Source organism: Bacillus sp. CH140a_4T (genome assembly GCF_008923725.1).
Lineage (GTDB): Bacteria > Bacillota > Bacilli > Bacillales > Bacillaceae_G > Bacillus_A.
In genome coordinates this window covers 615,823-629,759 of sequence record NZ_WBPF01000013.1, presented here as the reverse complement: position 1 = coordinate 629,759, position 13,937 = coordinate 615,823, and the positions used below count along the sequence as shown (strand labels likewise).

The 13,937-nt window shown below is 36.1% G+C and carries 14 protein-coding genes; 7 read left to right on the top strand and 7 right to left on the bottom strand.

Annotation, left to right across the window (positions count from 1 at the left end):
• Positions 1-19: 19 nt before the first annotated feature.
• Positions 20-424: a DoxX family protein gene (locus tag F8162_RS12040; protein WP_151633635.1), complete on the top strand. Its 405-nt coding sequence runs from the start codon at positions 20-22 to the stop codon at positions 422-424.
• 21 nt (positions 425-445) lie between these two features.
• Positions 446-1,303, top strand: a complete 858-nt coding sequence (locus F8162_RS12035) for a VOC family protein (RefSeq protein WP_151633637.1) — start codon at positions 446-448, stop codon at positions 1,301-1,303.
• A 19-nt stretch (positions 1,304-1,322) separates the two neighbouring features.
• On the opposite strand, the gene F8162_RS12030 is transcribed toward F8162_RS12035, so the two are convergent.
• The 3 genes from F8162_RS12030 to F8162_RS12020 all read right to left on the bottom strand — a co-directional run bounded on the left by F8162_RS12030 (position 1,323) and on the right by F8162_RS12020 (position 6,317).
• Positions 1,323-1,637 carry a 4a-hydroxytetrahydrobiopterin dehydratase gene (locus F8162_RS12030; protein ID WP_098667246.1) on the bottom strand — a complete coding sequence of 105 codons (315 nt, stop codon included), beginning with the start codon at positions 1,635-1,637 and terminating at the stop codon, positions 1,323-1,325.
• A complete protein-coding gene (locus tag F8162_RS12025; RefSeq protein ID WP_151633639.1) occupies positions 1,618-3,372 on the bottom strand; it encodes an aromatic amino acid hydroxylase in 1,755 nt (584 codons plus the stop codon). Before F8162_RS12025 ends, F8162_RS12030 begins: the two co-directional genes overlap by 20 nt.
• Positions 3,373-3,563: 191 nt before the next feature.
• Entirely contained in the window at positions 3,564-6,317 is a 2,754-nt protein-coding gene (locus F8162_RS12020) for a S8 family peptidase (protein ID WP_151633641.1), read from the bottom strand.
• 297 nt (positions 6,318-6,614) lie between these two features.
• Here F8162_RS12020 and F8162_RS12015 point away from each other — a divergent pair, with 297 nt between their 5' ends.
• A complete protein-coding gene (locus tag F8162_RS12015; protein WP_151633643.1) occupies positions 6,615-7,853 on the top strand; it encodes a TolB family protein in 1,239 nt (412 codons plus the stop codon).
• A 42-nt stretch (positions 7,854-7,895) separates the two neighbouring features.
• Here F8162_RS12015 and F8162_RS12010 read toward each other — a convergent pair whose 3' ends face one another.
• Positions 7,896-8,018 (bottom strand): DUF4023 domain-containing protein, encoded by a 123-nt coding sequence (locus F8162_RS12010; protein ID WP_000071861.1) that lies wholly within the window; start codon positions 8,016-8,018, stop codon positions 7,896-7,898.
• A gap of 69 nt (positions 8,019-8,087) precedes the next feature.
• Positions 8,088-8,426, bottom strand: a complete 339-nt coding sequence (locus F8162_RS12005) for a phosphoglycerate mutase (protein ID WP_151633646.1) — start codon at positions 8,424-8,426, stop codon at positions 8,088-8,090.
• 171 nt (positions 8,427-8,597) lie between these two features.
• On the opposite strand from F8162_RS12005, the gene F8162_RS12000 reads away from it, so the two are divergent.
• The 3 genes from F8162_RS12000 (at position 8,598) to F8162_RS11990 (ending at position 10,515) form a co-directional block, all read left to right on the top strand.
• The gene (locus F8162_RS12000; RefSeq protein ID WP_151633648.1) at positions 8,598-9,200 is read left to right on the top strand and encodes a histidine phosphatase family protein; all 603 of its coding nucleotides are present in this window, start codon (positions 8,598-8,600) and stop codon (positions 9,198-9,200) included.
• 18 nt (positions 9,201-9,218) lie between these two features.
• On the top strand, positions 9,219-9,755 hold the full coding sequence (locus tag F8162_RS11995; RefSeq protein WP_151633650.1) for a delta-aminolevulinic acid dehydratase: 537 nt from the start codon (positions 9,219-9,221) through the stop codon (positions 9,753-9,755).
• 259 nt (positions 9,756-10,014) lie between these two features.
• Positions 10,015-10,515: a DoxX family protein gene (locus tag F8162_RS11990; protein WP_000236605.1), complete on the top strand. Its 501-nt coding sequence runs from the start codon at positions 10,015-10,017 to the stop codon at positions 10,513-10,515.
• 41 nt (positions 10,516-10,556) lie between these two features.
• On the opposite strand, the gene F8162_RS11985 is transcribed toward F8162_RS11990, so the two are convergent.
• Both F8162_RS11985 and F8162_RS11980 read right to left on the bottom strand, forming a co-directional pair.
• On the bottom strand, positions 10,557-11,441 hold the full coding sequence (locus F8162_RS11985) for an alpha/beta fold hydrolase (RefSeq protein ID WP_151633652.1): 885 nt from the start codon (positions 11,439-11,441) through the stop codon (positions 10,557-10,559).
• 15 nt (positions 11,442-11,456) lie between these two features.
• Entirely contained in the window at positions 11,457-12,290 is an 834-nt protein-coding gene (locus F8162_RS11980; protein WP_151633654.1) for a GNAT family N-acetyltransferase, read from the bottom strand.
• Between the two features lie 261 nt (positions 12,291-12,551).
• On the opposite strand from F8162_RS11980, the gene F8162_RS11975 reads away from it, so the two are divergent.
• The gene (locus F8162_RS11975) at positions 12,552-13,937 is read left to right on the top strand and encodes an alkaline phosphatase (protein ID WP_000714923.1); all 1,386 of its coding nucleotides are present in this window, start codon (positions 12,552-12,554) and stop codon (positions 13,935-13,937) included.

The window sequence follows — 13,937 nt, the reverse complement described above, 5'->3', positions numbered from 1 at the left end:
CTATAAAGGAGAGAAAGAAATGAATCAACATATCGGTAACTTAATTATTCGTATCGTGTTAGGGGTAACGTTCTTTATGCACGGTTTAACAAAATTCCAATCAGGGATTGACAATATTGCAGGGTGGTTCACAAGCATTGGCTTACCAGGAGGACTTGCATACGGTGTAGCAACAGCGGAAGTAGTTGGTGGTCTATTATTAATTTTAGGTTTAGGTGTAAGATATATTGGATTATTATTCGCACTTGTTATGGTTGGCGCAATTGTAAAAGTAAAATGGTCAGCTGGTTTATTAGGAGATGGAAAAAATCCTGGCTTCGAATTAGAGCTTGCATTGTTAGCGATGGGTGCGTACTTATTTGTTGCGAAAGCAGACGGTTTTGTAGATAATTTCATCAAAGAGAAAATGTTAAAGAAGAACTAAATTAAATGGGGGGCTAACAAGATGAGTTTTCAACTTCATCCCGATACAACACTTGATGTTGTTCATTTATATGTATCAAATATAAAGAAATCACTAGAGTTTTATACAGAAGTACTAAGTATGAAAGTATTAAAACAAGATGAAATAGTCGTTACATTTGGTAATGAAAATAACGAACCACTCCTTATCATTGAAGAAAAGAAAGAAGCCTTACCAAAGCAAAGAGGGAGAACGGGGTTATATCATTACGCAATTTTATTACCGAGCAGACAAGATTTAGCGAATATTCTTCGTCATCTTGTAGAAATGGTGTATCCACTGCATGGCGGTGCTGACCATTACTTTAGTGAGGCTCTTTATTTAGCTGATCCAGATGGAAACGGGATTGAAATTTATCATGATCGCCAAAAAGAAGTTTGGCGTGATGAGAATGGAGAACTACCATTTGTTAGTAACCCGTTAGCTGGTGAAGAATTATTGCAGCAAGGAAGTACATGGAAGGGTTTTCCGGCAGGTACTGTGATGGGGCATGTTCATTTACATGTAGCTGATTTAGAAGAAGCGAAACGTTTCTATGTGGATGGTCTTGGTTTTGAAGTAACAATCCCAGCTCGCAATGGTGCGTTGTTCGTATCAGCAGGCGGCTATCATCACCATGTCGGTTTAAATACGTGGCAAGGTGAAGGGATACCACCGCAAATGCCAAATTCCGTTGGATTGAAATATTTCACAATTGTACTAGCGGATGAAAAACAAAAAGAGCAAGTATGTGAAAGCTTAAAAAATATTGGCAAAATTGCTACGTACAAGGATGGAATATTACAAGTCGAGGATCCATTTGGACATAGTATTCATTTCAAAATAAAAGGAGAAGCCTAATAAAGGCTTCTCTTTTTTTTTACTTTCTTATAATGGCTTTTTCATTTTGGACGAATAGTTTATCAAATTGCTTCGCCAGCTCAAAATCGAGTTTCGTTAAACCTTTTGCATTCCATGAGGACAAAGTAATAATGACTGCTTTATACTGGATAAGAATAAATGGATGGTGATTATGTTCTTCTGATAGTTTGGCGACTTCAGAGACAAATTCGACTCCTTTTAAGTAGTCGGAAAACATATATTTTCGTTCAATCCATTTTTCATCTTTTATCATCCATTTATCTACTGTCAATAATTCCTCTTGAACTTCTTCCTCAGTTAATCGTAGCATCATTTTTCACATCCTTTGCAGGTAGTAGTGCAAGGCCATTGTGAATAAGACGTGTTACAGCTTCGTCAGTTGTGAAAGTAGAAAGTTGCTGTAATAATATTGCGGATGTTTCATGCCCTTTGTTATGATCTAAAAGCAATTCTAATAATTCAAGGCGAAGTAGCCATTCTTTCGCATAAAACTTATTTAGTACCTCTTGAATTGCTACTAACTGCTCGATATGCGCGTCGTGTAAAATACCTTCATTTCGAATATCACGAACTGTTTGATACATACGATCTAGCTCAGTTAATGTAAGAGGCGCTGGAGTTGCTTCTATTTCTTCATCAGCTGGGAAAAACGATGCTGCATCTGCAGCTCCTGGGAATACAGAAGTGATTTTTGAGCCAATAGCCATATCAAAAGCACCCCATGAAGCATCAAATAATAAACGATCTTTATAAGTAACGGTACAATCAATAAAGGAGATAAGAGCGATCTTTTTATCATTCTTTTCAATATCTGTTACCGTTCCATTTACATGGATGCCACTTGCAAAAGTAAAGGATGTTTTATTTCCAATTGTAATTCCTAATGATTGTAATTGTTCATCTGTACAATTTTCTAATGCAATATTGTCAGTAAGTAATCCAATTGGCGTTCCAAAGCCATCACTGTGTACAGCGGTAGAATGATTCGCTAGTTGTTTATTATGAATTGCTAATGCAGTTGGCGAATTTGTACGCATGTAAATCACTTCACCTGCATCGTTTTCAATTGTTTCATTGAATGTACCTGTAATTTGTAGTCCACTATTTAGCTCAGCAGTTGCATAGTTTTCAGAGCGAATCGCTTTTTCTAAACCTTCTTTACCACCTGTTTTAAAGGCCATCGTTTCAGAGAATTTCTCAAGTGCTTCAGTCAACTCTTCAAATGATTCACAAACAAATAATTGTGGTTGCATTTTTGTTACGTCATAAGTTGTTCCTGTACAAGCTTCAATGGAAAAAGGAACTTTTTCTACAGCGCCTGTTAAGCAATGTTTACTTTCACCAACAGAAGAAAGGAGGCCAGCGCCGTAGATTTTTGGAGCATTTATATTTCCAATTAATCCGTATTCTACTGTCCACCAGAAAAGACGTGAAATTTGTTCCGCTTCTGATAAACCAGAAACTAAGTTTTGTTTTTCAATTACAACATTTTCAGCAGCTGCAATTTCTTCAGGTGTAGAAGTAGGACTTTCTTTTACAATCGTTAATGTACGAACAGCTTCAAACGCCTCATGTTCTTCCTTTGTAGAGAAAGCTTTCGCACCAATTTGTCCAAAGCGTTTTACATATTGTGCATATGTAGGATCAAGCAAAATTGGTGCGTGGCCTGCAGCTTCATGAACGATATCAGGAGCAGGTGTATACTCGATATTTTCTACTTTACGAATATCTGTTGCAATTGGTAATAATCCGTGCCCCTGAAAATCGAAAAATGCGACACCGGGAATAAGTCCATCAATCGTTACAGCTCCCCAGCCACTTGGTGCTAAACATTCATTCATTTCTTCTACCTTAGGAATTGCATCTATATTTATACCAGATGATTGTAATCCGTTCACGTAGGCTGGATGGGCAACGTCTTTTAAGAAACTATGATTTTGTCTCATAATGTAACGCCATACAGCGTGGTTCACCGGTGTGTATTGATCATAATGCTGTGTGGATACGAATGGTTTTAAATGCGATGGAATTTCTGTTTTCTTTGTCATTTAAACATCCTCCTTTTTTCTATAAAACTACATATTGATTTCGTATAGCTTGTATCACCTCTTTCCAAATTTGAAAGCGCTTATAAAAATTCTATCATAACATTCAGAATTATTTAACATTTGTTTATGTGAGAAATAGAAAAAGCCCCTATCGGAACATTTGATAGGGGCAAAAGAATAGTGGTACGACTTTATTTTACTTCTAAATCAACATTTAAATTAGTCGTATTTCCAGCTGCATCGCTCGTTACAATATGAATAGTATTCTTTCCTTGTTGTAATTGATTACGATCGAAATAAATTTCGAAGTTTTTCTCCCAAGGATTCAGGTACGCACTTTCCCACACGCCATTACCGTTAATTTCATATTGCATTCTCACTGGAATACCGGGTGCAACCCAACCAGATTCTGTCATCCAATCTAGTAGAATATCGTCAACTTTTCCTCTAATAACAAGATTTTCTTGATCAATTTCGTGTGTTAACTTAGGTGCTGTTCGGTCGATAAATACAGCTCCTGTTTGCTTTGTTTCTCCGCCAGAGTTAGAAGCGACAGCTTCGATTTGGTATAAGCCATCAGGCAACGGAGATCCGTCCGTTCTTGTACCATTCCATTTGAAAGATTTATAACCAGGTTTTTCGTTTTTACCTTGGTATACCATGCCTTGGTATGTCACATGCTCTTTCGTAATTAAATTAGCATGGAACGCTATATCTTCAACTGGTGTAACTAGATAGTAATTGATTAAGTTGTCATCTAGTATTTTGTCATTATTTGGACTAAAAGTAGAATTAACGATTTCAACGCCATCAATACGCTTGTATTCTTTCGGATCGATGCTAAATGTAAATGGAATACGCGTTTCTTCTTTTGTTCCCTGGTCTTTTACGTATACATTGCCAGTATATACGCCTTGTGGTAGTGAGCTATCGACTGTGAGCGTAAATGGCTTTTCGGTGCTACTATTTGGCTGGATGCTAATTGACGAAGGGACGGAAGTTTTTACTTTTGTTTTTGTATTTGCATCTAGTAACTCGACACGAGTTGAAAAACTTTTCTTTTTACTAGAAAGATTTTGTAACGTAATATTTTGTGTTAGTTTTACTTTGCCGCTATTCGGTTTAATAAGACCGAAACTTACATTGTTCGGTTTCACTAATGCATCCGTTTGAGCTGCTTTCGGAATGTTAATTAAACCAGATCCTTGTGCCATAATAGGATATGTATTTTCATTGACATCCTTTAATGTTTTTGCAGTATTGGCAAGAGCAGACTTCAATTGTTCTGTCGTCCAATCAGGATGCATTTGACGTAGTAAGGCAACGGCTCCTGCTACTTGTGGCGCAGCCATACTTGTTCCGTGATGAGATTCATAGCCACCTCTTGGTACTGTACTTGTAATGCTTACTCCAGGTGCAACAACATCAGGTTTTATGAGCCAACTTCCTTGTGATGGTCCTCTTGAACTAAAGTTACCAATAAGTTCTGTTTGGTTCGGTTGTCCAATTTTTATATTTTTCTTTCGTTTTGCAATTGAATTTTTCAACTCTTCGCCATTTGTATTTGATAATTGCATAACTGGAAGAGCTATGTCTGCACGTCCGAAATATTCTGGCATAAGGTCAATTTCTTTTTCATTAGAAATTAGTAGCACACCGAGAGCGCCAGCTTGTTTTGCTTGTTCTGCTTTTACTAATGCGCTCGAAGTTCCTTGTAAAACAAGGGCAAACTTTCCTTTCACATCTTGTTTAGCGTAATCGCTTGAATTACCGTAGCCAACATAGACAAGCTGAGCATCGTTTCCTACTTGGAAATCTGCTTTTGATAACGGTAATCCTTGATAAGATTTATTAGAACCAGCTACTTGGAATGTTGGGAATGGAATAGAAACAGTAGATGCACCAACAGAGATGACGCTACTTGCATTACCAGGAGCATCAACAGACCAAGGCTTTGGTCCATCATTTCCATTTGAAACGACTGCAGTTACACCAAGTTTTGCTGCACGTTCTAACGTCATTGTTACAGGTTGATCAGGGACATTCAAATCTTGACCGAGAGATAGATTTAGAACATCTGCACCATCTTGAATAGCACGCTCAATACCTTGAATAATATCATCGGTCGTACCAGTGCCACCATCATTCATTACACGATAAGCTAGAATAGATGCATTTGGAGCAACGCCTTTAATTTTTCCGTTACCAGCAATAATGCCGGCTACATGAGTACCGTGTACGTTGCCATCCATCGGATCATTATCCTCATCGACTGTATCATATCCACCGATATAGTTTGCTTGTAAATCAGGATGGGTATAATCTACACCTGAATCAATAACAGCGACTTTCATTCCTTTTCCATCAAGCGGTTTTCCAGTTGGATCTTTTAAATTCCATGCTTCAGGTGCACCGATTGTCGGTCCACCGACATTTGGCGCTTCTTCATTAGTAGTGCTTTTTGCTGTTTCATGCAATTTATATGTTAAGTTCGGATAAACAGCCTTTACTTCAGGTAAAGAAGCTAAAGCAGCAACTTGATCTCCTGGGATAGAAATAGAAAATCCAGAAAATAATGTACTATACGTTTCTTTTATTTTGGCTTTCGGTGCTTTTTCTTTAATTTTCTTTGTTGTATCCTCTTGTGCCTTTTTTAGTTGTGCATGGTATGATTGCACATTGCCTTTTTTAAAATCTGGAGCATGCTGAATGTTACTTTGTGAAGCGAGCGGAGCATGTTGCAATTCTACAATGACTGAAATTTCTTTTGATGTTTTTGTTTCAACATTTTGCGCGATTTTGTTGTCGCCCCATTGTTCAATATTCGCTTTTAACTGTGGACTAAATTGCTTCTCCTTTTGCAGCGATTCAGCATGTGCGCTTAAAGCTCCAAAACTAGAAAAGACGAGCGCCATACTTAATAGTGTAGATGCAGTTTTTTTCATTGAAACTCCCCCCTAATAAAAAGTGTCAATATTCCGAAAAGTCATCTTACATTTTTATTATGAAATATAAAATCGAATGTTGGCTAAACTATACTTTCGACATAATTCATACCAATCCTCTATGAATTTAAAATTTCTTGGGAAATTTTTTGTGATTATGTCGAATGGCTAATATTCAGTGGGGGAAGAACGTAATGACTGGGTATAAATTCACAACAACTGTGCAATTAATACGGAGCGAAATTCACATATAGTAAGCGGAATATGAGGAATGCTATAAGAAAAATGGAGGAACGTATGAAAAAAATTATCGTGAGTAGTAGTGTGGCTTTATTCATTTTTTTATCTTCAATTTTTAGTACCAGTGCAGAAAATAATGGGGTGAAAGTTGCTTTTATCCGTCACCATGACCTTTGGATTAAAATTGATGGGAAGGAAAAACAAATAACAAAAGGTGAGTACATAATAGGACCGAAATGGTCTCATGATGGAGAATGGATTGCCTATGCTAAAGGAAAGAAGCAAAGCACCTTGGAGTTGTACCAACTGGAAGATGGAAAGAAAGTTAGGCCATTGCAATCTGAAGTATCGAATTTTCAATGGTCACCGAAAGAGAATATAATTGCATTTGTATTTGCGAATACGTTAAATACGTTTGACGTTCAAAAAAAGAATGCGGATTTTGAAAATGTATCAGCTGGTGTAGGTGATTATGCATGGTACCCTGATGGAAAGAAGTTTCTTGTATCTTCTGAAGCACACTTGCTTCCAACGGGATGGACAGGAGCACAACTGTATGAAGTGCAAAAAGATGCACATATGAATCCTCATAAAATGAAGCATTTGTACGCATTACCAAATGAGCATGATGATTTTCTAGCGTTAGTTGCAAGTGGGTTTGAATGGTCACGGGATCGAAAGTGGATTTCATTTTTAGCAGTACCGACAGCTTCATGGTCAGCTGATAGTAATACGCTTTGCTTAGTTCGAGCAGATGGCAGCCGGTTTGAAAAGATAGATCAAATGTTATTAAACACACAATGGTTCAAATGGGCGCCAGGCAAGAATATATTAGCTTATATTGAAGGAAGCGGGAGAGTTGCGCTAGAGAATAAACATTTAAAAGTAAAAGAACTGCCGGCACTTCAGCAGAACACTTTTACGCCGAAAGGATATGTCGATTGGGATTTTGCGTGGAAAAATGATAAAGTAATTATCGTTTCACGCGCGAAAGAGGCAGGGATAGAAACTCCGCCGGAGAAAAGGCCACTGCCATCCTTATATGAGATCGATAGTACAAGCGACGAACAACATCAAATCACAAAGCCACCTCATAAGCAAGGTGATTATCATCCAATATTCATGAAGAAGAGCAATCAATTAATATGGATACGTTCAGACCGAAAGAAAGCAAATGTATGGGTTGCAAATAGTGATGGAAAACAAGAAAAGAAGTTGATTGAAAATATAGATGTACCAGAGTGGTATTATGAGAAATGGAATTGGGGAAATGTTATTTCGGTGAAAGAAGAATAAAAAACGTGCCTAAAAGATAATTTTAGGCACGTTTTTTTATTGTTATTTATGTGTTTTATTTGGTTTTTTTTTCGCTGGGTTTCCGTTCCCTTGACGCTTTCTGTTTTGTTCATCTTTTGCTTGTTTTTCATGCAATGTATCTAAAAAATCATTTGAGTTACTCATTTTTATATCGCTCCTTTCATTTCGTCCTAATTACTATAACCATTTAGGAGGATAATCATGAAATAAAAGTTAAGCACTTAGTTTTCTTCGATAGTATACGTAAAATATGCCATACGTAATAAATAGCATAAATAAAATTTGTAGCTCTACGTTTTCTTTTAAAATAGTTGCGACAGAAGGTGGTAAGTAAGGTGACGCATTGCTCGTTTCTAAACCTAAACATTTGTTTAAGAGGTTAATGATACAAAACATAAAAACACCAGACCAGCTTGCAATAATTGCTTTCTGCTTAATTTTTGTTTCCCGTTCATCATCTGTAATCCAAGGATTAGCAGTTTTATCACTACTAAAAAATCCGTTTATATATACCCATATGATCATTCCAATTAAGATGGTTATCCATTTCATATTTATGATTCCCCTCTCTCGTGTAAAAAGTATTTTACATATATAATTGTAATATTTTCTAATTCATTGTGTTAAATTTTTTTTACATACCCATTTTGCATATAGCAGGAATAATGGATGAGATAGGGAAGAAATTATGTTGAAGGATTTCATAGAGAGAGGAGGATGGATATGAAACTCGTCTTTGTTCGGCACGGTGAAGGAGAACATACAAAAGATTTGCCGGTAAGTTTACAAGTGTTGCATCCGTCATTAACAGATGAGGGAAGGAATCAGGCTAAATTACTTCAATACAATGTGCCATTACAAGAAACAGATATATTAATTGCTAGCCCTACACTTAGAACTTTACAAACGGCAACAATATGGAGTGAGAAAGTAGCCTGTCAAAAGCTCGTCTATACATATGTATCCCCACGTATTTTTCCTTATCGAGAAGGAGCGAAAACATTACCATGTGATCACATAGTAGAACAGGGAATAATAACAAATTTATTTCCACATTTTTCGATAGAGAAAACTAAAAATAAGCAGTTATGGACGGAAGGTATAAATACTATTTCAGAGAATCGTTTTCGGAAAATAGTAGATGAATTTCTTCTCTGGTGTTATGAACTGGGGGCTGAAAGAATTTGCATTGTATCTCACGATGGGACAATTACAGCATATAGGCAATATTTACAGAAAGTCGTTTTAACTAGATCTGATTTTTTGCAAGAAACGGGTATATATGAAATGGATCTATCCCTTACAAGTTTGATTGATGAGATCTAATGATAGGATGGAGGGTGTATGTTGAATGTTGCAATAGTAGTTGGCTTTAACTCTGATTTAGAGGCGCAATCAATCCGAGCATCGCTTGAATATTTTGGAGCAAAAGTTATAACATACTGGATTGGTAGACCGAAAGAGTTCATCGATATTCTTTCTGGAAAGGGTTTATATAATGATATCGATTATGTTGTCTTTTGCTTTCATGGTGAGGAAGGAAAGTTTGTGATGGAAGAGTTAGGTGAAGATGTATATGAACAAGATGAACCGAGAGGATACTTTGGCGCAGCAGAAATTTATAAATATGCACAATTGCATAATACACATATTGTAAATAGTGGGTGTACGTTAGGGGAGCGAAAACTAGCAGAATCTTTTTTACGTAGTGGAGCGAAATCGTATATTGGATCGATAGATTATGTAGACGGGAATGCAGCAATTATGTTTACAATACGCTTATTTTACGGGCTTATTAACCATGAAAAAACGTTAAAAGAGGCTTTTCAAGAGGCGAAATTAATCGATGAGGAGACACGTACATTTCAATTCTATAAATAGAAAAAACACGTTTATTCTATATTCGAATAAACGTGTTTCACATTTAACTCACATTTTTTTTACATTTTCTTCAATGAAAACCATTATCACTTATGGTATGATATGTTCAAGTTTTTACGGGTAATAGAAGTTACTATACATTAGTATTCAATATTTTTTATGTTCGTCACAAATTTTTCGTAATTTACATTTAAAAAATAAGTAACTAATGTTATTATATTATCTGTAACTAAATTAATTACAACCTTAGGAGGAAGATATGGTTATTCAATTTTTAAGAGAAAACAAAGCAGTTTCTTTTGTGTTAGCAGTAATTCGAGTGTATCTTGGTTACACATGGTTAATGGCTGGAATAGGTAAACTACAAGGAAAAGGGTTCGATGCAACCGGTTATTTACAAGGGGCAATTGAAAAATCTAAAGGAGCACAACCGGCTGTTCAATCTTGGTGGGCATCATTTTTACAAGATTTTGCAATTCCAAATGTAGATTTGTTTAATACACTTGTAACGTGGGGCGAAATTTTAGTCGGAATTGGTTTAATTGTAGGCTGTTTAACAAAAACAGCGGTCTTTTTCGGCCTTGTAATGAACTTTTCCTATATGCTTAGTGGGTCAATTGGTGTAAACCCTGAAATGGTTATTCTATCAATGTTCGTTCTAGTCTCTGGTATGAATGCTGGTAAATTTGGAATAGATGGTTTCGTTATTCCGAAAGTATTAGGATCAAAAACTCAAAAACGCCAAAAGCAAGCTGCTTAATATATGAAAGCGGGTATCTCAAAATGAGATACCCGCTTATGTTATTTTTCAACTTTCATTGGATTGTTCTTAAAGAATTCTTTTACATAACCTACAAATTCTTGTGGCTCTTGACGAAATGGTGCATGATAACCTTTTTCGATAATATGGAAAGTACTATTTTTTAAGAATTGATGATACGTTTCTCCTTCTTTCCAAGAAACGCTACTATCATTTCTTCCCCATATAATTAAGGTTGGTTGATTCAATTCATTTGCATTGATTTGAAGACGTCTAGGCCATAATTTCATTTTATTGTAATGCTCTTCATCATTACGTTTAAATTTCACTTTGCTCTCATCGTAATCTGCAATAGCAGAGACGGTATTTAAATCGGTCGACAATTGTGGTTTTGGTGAACCTTGTTTATTAACGAGTGTATGCGGACCGCCTGTAGCATCAGTTAAAATAAGGTGAGTAACGGCTTCAGGATATAAATACGTTAAATTAAGGGAGATTTCTCCACCCATTGAGTGTCCCAGTATTGCAAATGAATCATAACCTAGTGTTTTCATTAATTTATAATACAAATTTGCATGGGTTGGGAAAGAATAATAAAAATCCATCGGCTTAGATGAGCGCCCGAACCCTAAAGCATCTACAGAAATAATTGTATGATCTTTTGCTAAGTCTGAATAAATCTTTTGAAAACCATCTGAAGATCCTCCAAATCCATGGATCATAAGTAAAGGTGGTTTTTCATTACCAATCTTCTTAAAGTAAATGGTTTGACCATCTATTTCTACCATTTTCTCCTCGGTAGCTAGTTTCGCTGTAAGTGTATTTTTAACTTGTTTTACTTGTTCTACTGGCTTTTCTGCTGCACTACATCCTACTAATAGTGTAAGAGTAAGACAACCTACCATAAAATAGCTAAATCGCTTCAATGAGGTGTCCCCTTTCTAACATAACGCTGTATCTATCATAGCAAATAGCATGTTACGATTTCCAGGAAGTTGACTACCATTTTTCGTCATAAGAGGTGAAAGGAGTGTTTCTTGGAAATTTTCTGTTTGAAGAAATTGACGAAATGAAAATTGTGAATGGGGGACATCAATCCTTACTGTGCCACTCCAACATTCACAGATTTTCTTGAATAATTGAATAGCATCCTTCTCTCGCTTTGCGATAAGTGGATTGACGCATAATATATTACCTTTTTGTATACATAAGGAAAAAGCTTCTATACAGTTATTTCTCTCAATTTTAAAAGAATGGCTCGTTCTTGGTAATAGCGATGAATAAAGTAAAGAACGATTCGCACCAGTTGTAATTTGATCGAGAGAAATAAGTGATACAAGATCTTGTTCTTTCACTTGTTGTGTAGGAGTAATATGTGTCTTAGTAGTTTGTTTTTCAAAACGATGAATCGTCGTTACTGTTTGAAATCCGCATGATGTATAAAGAGGCTCGCCGGCTTTTGTTGCAATAAGTGCAATTGGTTGTTTTGGGTGAGTGTGTGCTAAGCAACGAGTTAGCAAAATCCGCCCGATGCCTCGGCCTTGAAAATTAGGATGGACGATTAACATGCCAATCGTAGAAAAACTATTTTTAAAAGGAAATACTCCTCCAGCTGCAATCAATTTATTTTCATGTATATAACCGATAAGTGTGCCGAGAGAAAGGTACATTTCGAATTGTTTTTTCATAAATGCTTTATCTTGTAACCATCCAATAGCTTTGCAAAGGTCGAGTAAATCAAAGATAAAAGATTCATCTAGCTTTATTGTTTTCATAAATGTTCACCACATTTCTATTAATTCTCATAAAAGTAGATTGAAAATGTTAATTAAGAGATTTACGTTAAATGAAATCCAACTAGTTTATATTTCGATTGTAAAGGGGAAGATGGTTGATATGAACAGACAAACTTATACAAATTATAACTGATATTTACATAAGTTAACAAAAAATTTACATATAACTAATTTTCTCTTAATAGTCTTCCATTAAATTTGATAGTGGGAAATGAATAACCTAATTAGGGGGACAAGACAGTGAAAAAGTTTGTGAAAAAAGCATGGCCATTTGCAGTTGTGGCGTCGTTAGCAGTTACTTCGGTGGCAACATGGAATTTTACACGTTCTAGTGAAGTAAATGCAGATGAGAGCGGAAGCAATGCGAAGATTAAAAATGTTATTGTGTTAATTGGAGATGGTATGGGCCCTTCATACATGACGGCTCATCGTTATATGAAAGATAATCCAAAAACATTCGAGATGGAATCTACAGAGTTTGATAAACATCTTGTAGGAACACAAAAGACATATCCGGAAGATGAACATGAAAATATCACAGACTCTGCATCAGCAGCAACAGCCATGTCAGCAGGAATTAAAACATATAATGCAGCAATTGCAGTTGATAATGATAAAGCAGAAGTGAAAACTGTTCTTGAACAAGCGAAAGAAAAAGGGAAATCAACGGGACTCGTTGCTACTTCTGAAATTACACATGCAACACCAGCTGCTTTCGGTGCGCATGACATTAGTCGTAAAAATATGGACGCAATTGCAAATGATTATTTTGATGAAAAAATTAAAGGGAAGCATAAAGTAGACGTTATGCTTGGCGGCGGTGTAAATAACTTTGTTAGAAAAGATCGCAATCTTACAGAAGAATTTAAGAAATCTGGTTATAGCTATGTGACTGATCGCAATCAATTGTTAAATGATAAAAACGATCAAATTCTAGGTTTATTTGCACCAGGCGGTTTAGATAAAATGATTGACCGTACCGATAAAACACCTTCATTAGAAGAAATGACAAATGCAGCAATTGAACGTTTGAACAAAAATAAAAATGGTTTCTTCTTAATGGTTGAAGGAAGTCAAATCGACTGGGCTGGACACGATAATGATATCGTTGGTGCAATGAGTGAAATGGAAGACTTTGAAAAAGCATTTAAAGCAGCGATTGAGTTTGCGAAAAAAGATAAAAATACGTTAGTCGTTGCAACGGCAGACCACGCTACTGGTGGATTATCATTAGGTGCGAATGGCGAGTATAACTTTAAAGTAGATCCAATTAAAGCTGCAAAACGCACACCAGACTTCATGGCAAATGAGATTGCAAAAGGTGCAAATGTAGAAGAAACATTGAAAAAATATATTGATTTACAGTTAACACCAGAAGAAATTAAAGCGGTAAATGATATAGCTCCTTCAAAAGATGTAACAAAGATTGATAATGCGATTGAAGATATTTTCAATAAACGTTCGGTTACAGGCTGGACGACAGGTGGACATACAGGGGAAGATGTAAATGTATATGCATTTGGCCCAGGTAAATACTTGTTCTCTGGCGTTCAAGAGAATACAAATATCGCTAAACGTGTCTTTGATATAGTTGGCGGTGGCGATCCGAATAAAGGGAGACGCTAA

Bases quoted from the DNA above. Each gene is read 5' to 3' on its own strand.
- F8162_RS12020 (WP_151633641.1), bottom strand. From the start codon at position 6,317: ATGAAAAAAACTGCATCTACACTATTAAGTATGGCGCTCGTCTTTTCT.
- F8162_RS12035 (WP_151633637.1), top strand. From the start codon at position 446: ATGAGTTTTCAACTTCATCCCGATACAACACTTGATGTTGTTCATTTA.
- F8162_RS12040 (WP_151633635.1), top strand. From the start codon at position 20: ATGAATCAACATATCGGTAACTTAATTATTCGTATCGTGTTAGGGGTA.
- F8162_RS11980 (WP_151633654.1), bottom strand. From the start codon at position 12,290: ATGAAAACAATAAAGCTAGATGAATCTTTTATCTTTGATTTACTCGAC.
- F8162_RS11995 (WP_151633650.1), top strand. From the start codon at position 9,219: ATGTTGAATGTTGCAATAGTAGTTGGCTTTAACTCTGATTTAGAGGCG.
- F8162_RS12000 (WP_151633648.1), top strand. From the start codon at position 8,598: ATGAAACTCGTCTTTGTTCGGCACGGTGAAGGAGAACATACAAAAGAT.
- F8162_RS12015 (WP_151633643.1), top strand. From the start codon at position 6,615: ATGAAAAAAATTATCGTGAGTAGTAGTGTGGCTTTATTCATTTTTTTA.
- F8162_RS11990 (WP_000236605.1), top strand. From the start codon at position 10,015: ATGGTTATTCAATTTTTAAGAGAAAACAAAGCAGTTTCTTTTGTGTTA.
- F8162_RS12025 (WP_151633639.1), bottom strand. From the start codon at position 3,372: ATGACAAAGAAAACAGAAATTCCATCGCATTTAAAACCATTCGTATCC.
- F8162_RS12030 (WP_098667246.1), bottom strand. From the start codon at position 1,637: ATGATGCTACGATTAACTGAGGAAGAAGTTCAAGAGGAATTATTGACA.
- F8162_RS12005 (WP_151633646.1), bottom strand. From the start codon at position 8,426: ATGAAATGGATAACCATCTTAATTGGAATGATCATATGGGTATATATA.
- F8162_RS12010 (WP_000071861.1), bottom strand. From the start codon at position 8,018: ATGAGTAACTCAAATGATTTTTTAGATACATTGCATGAAAAACAAGCA.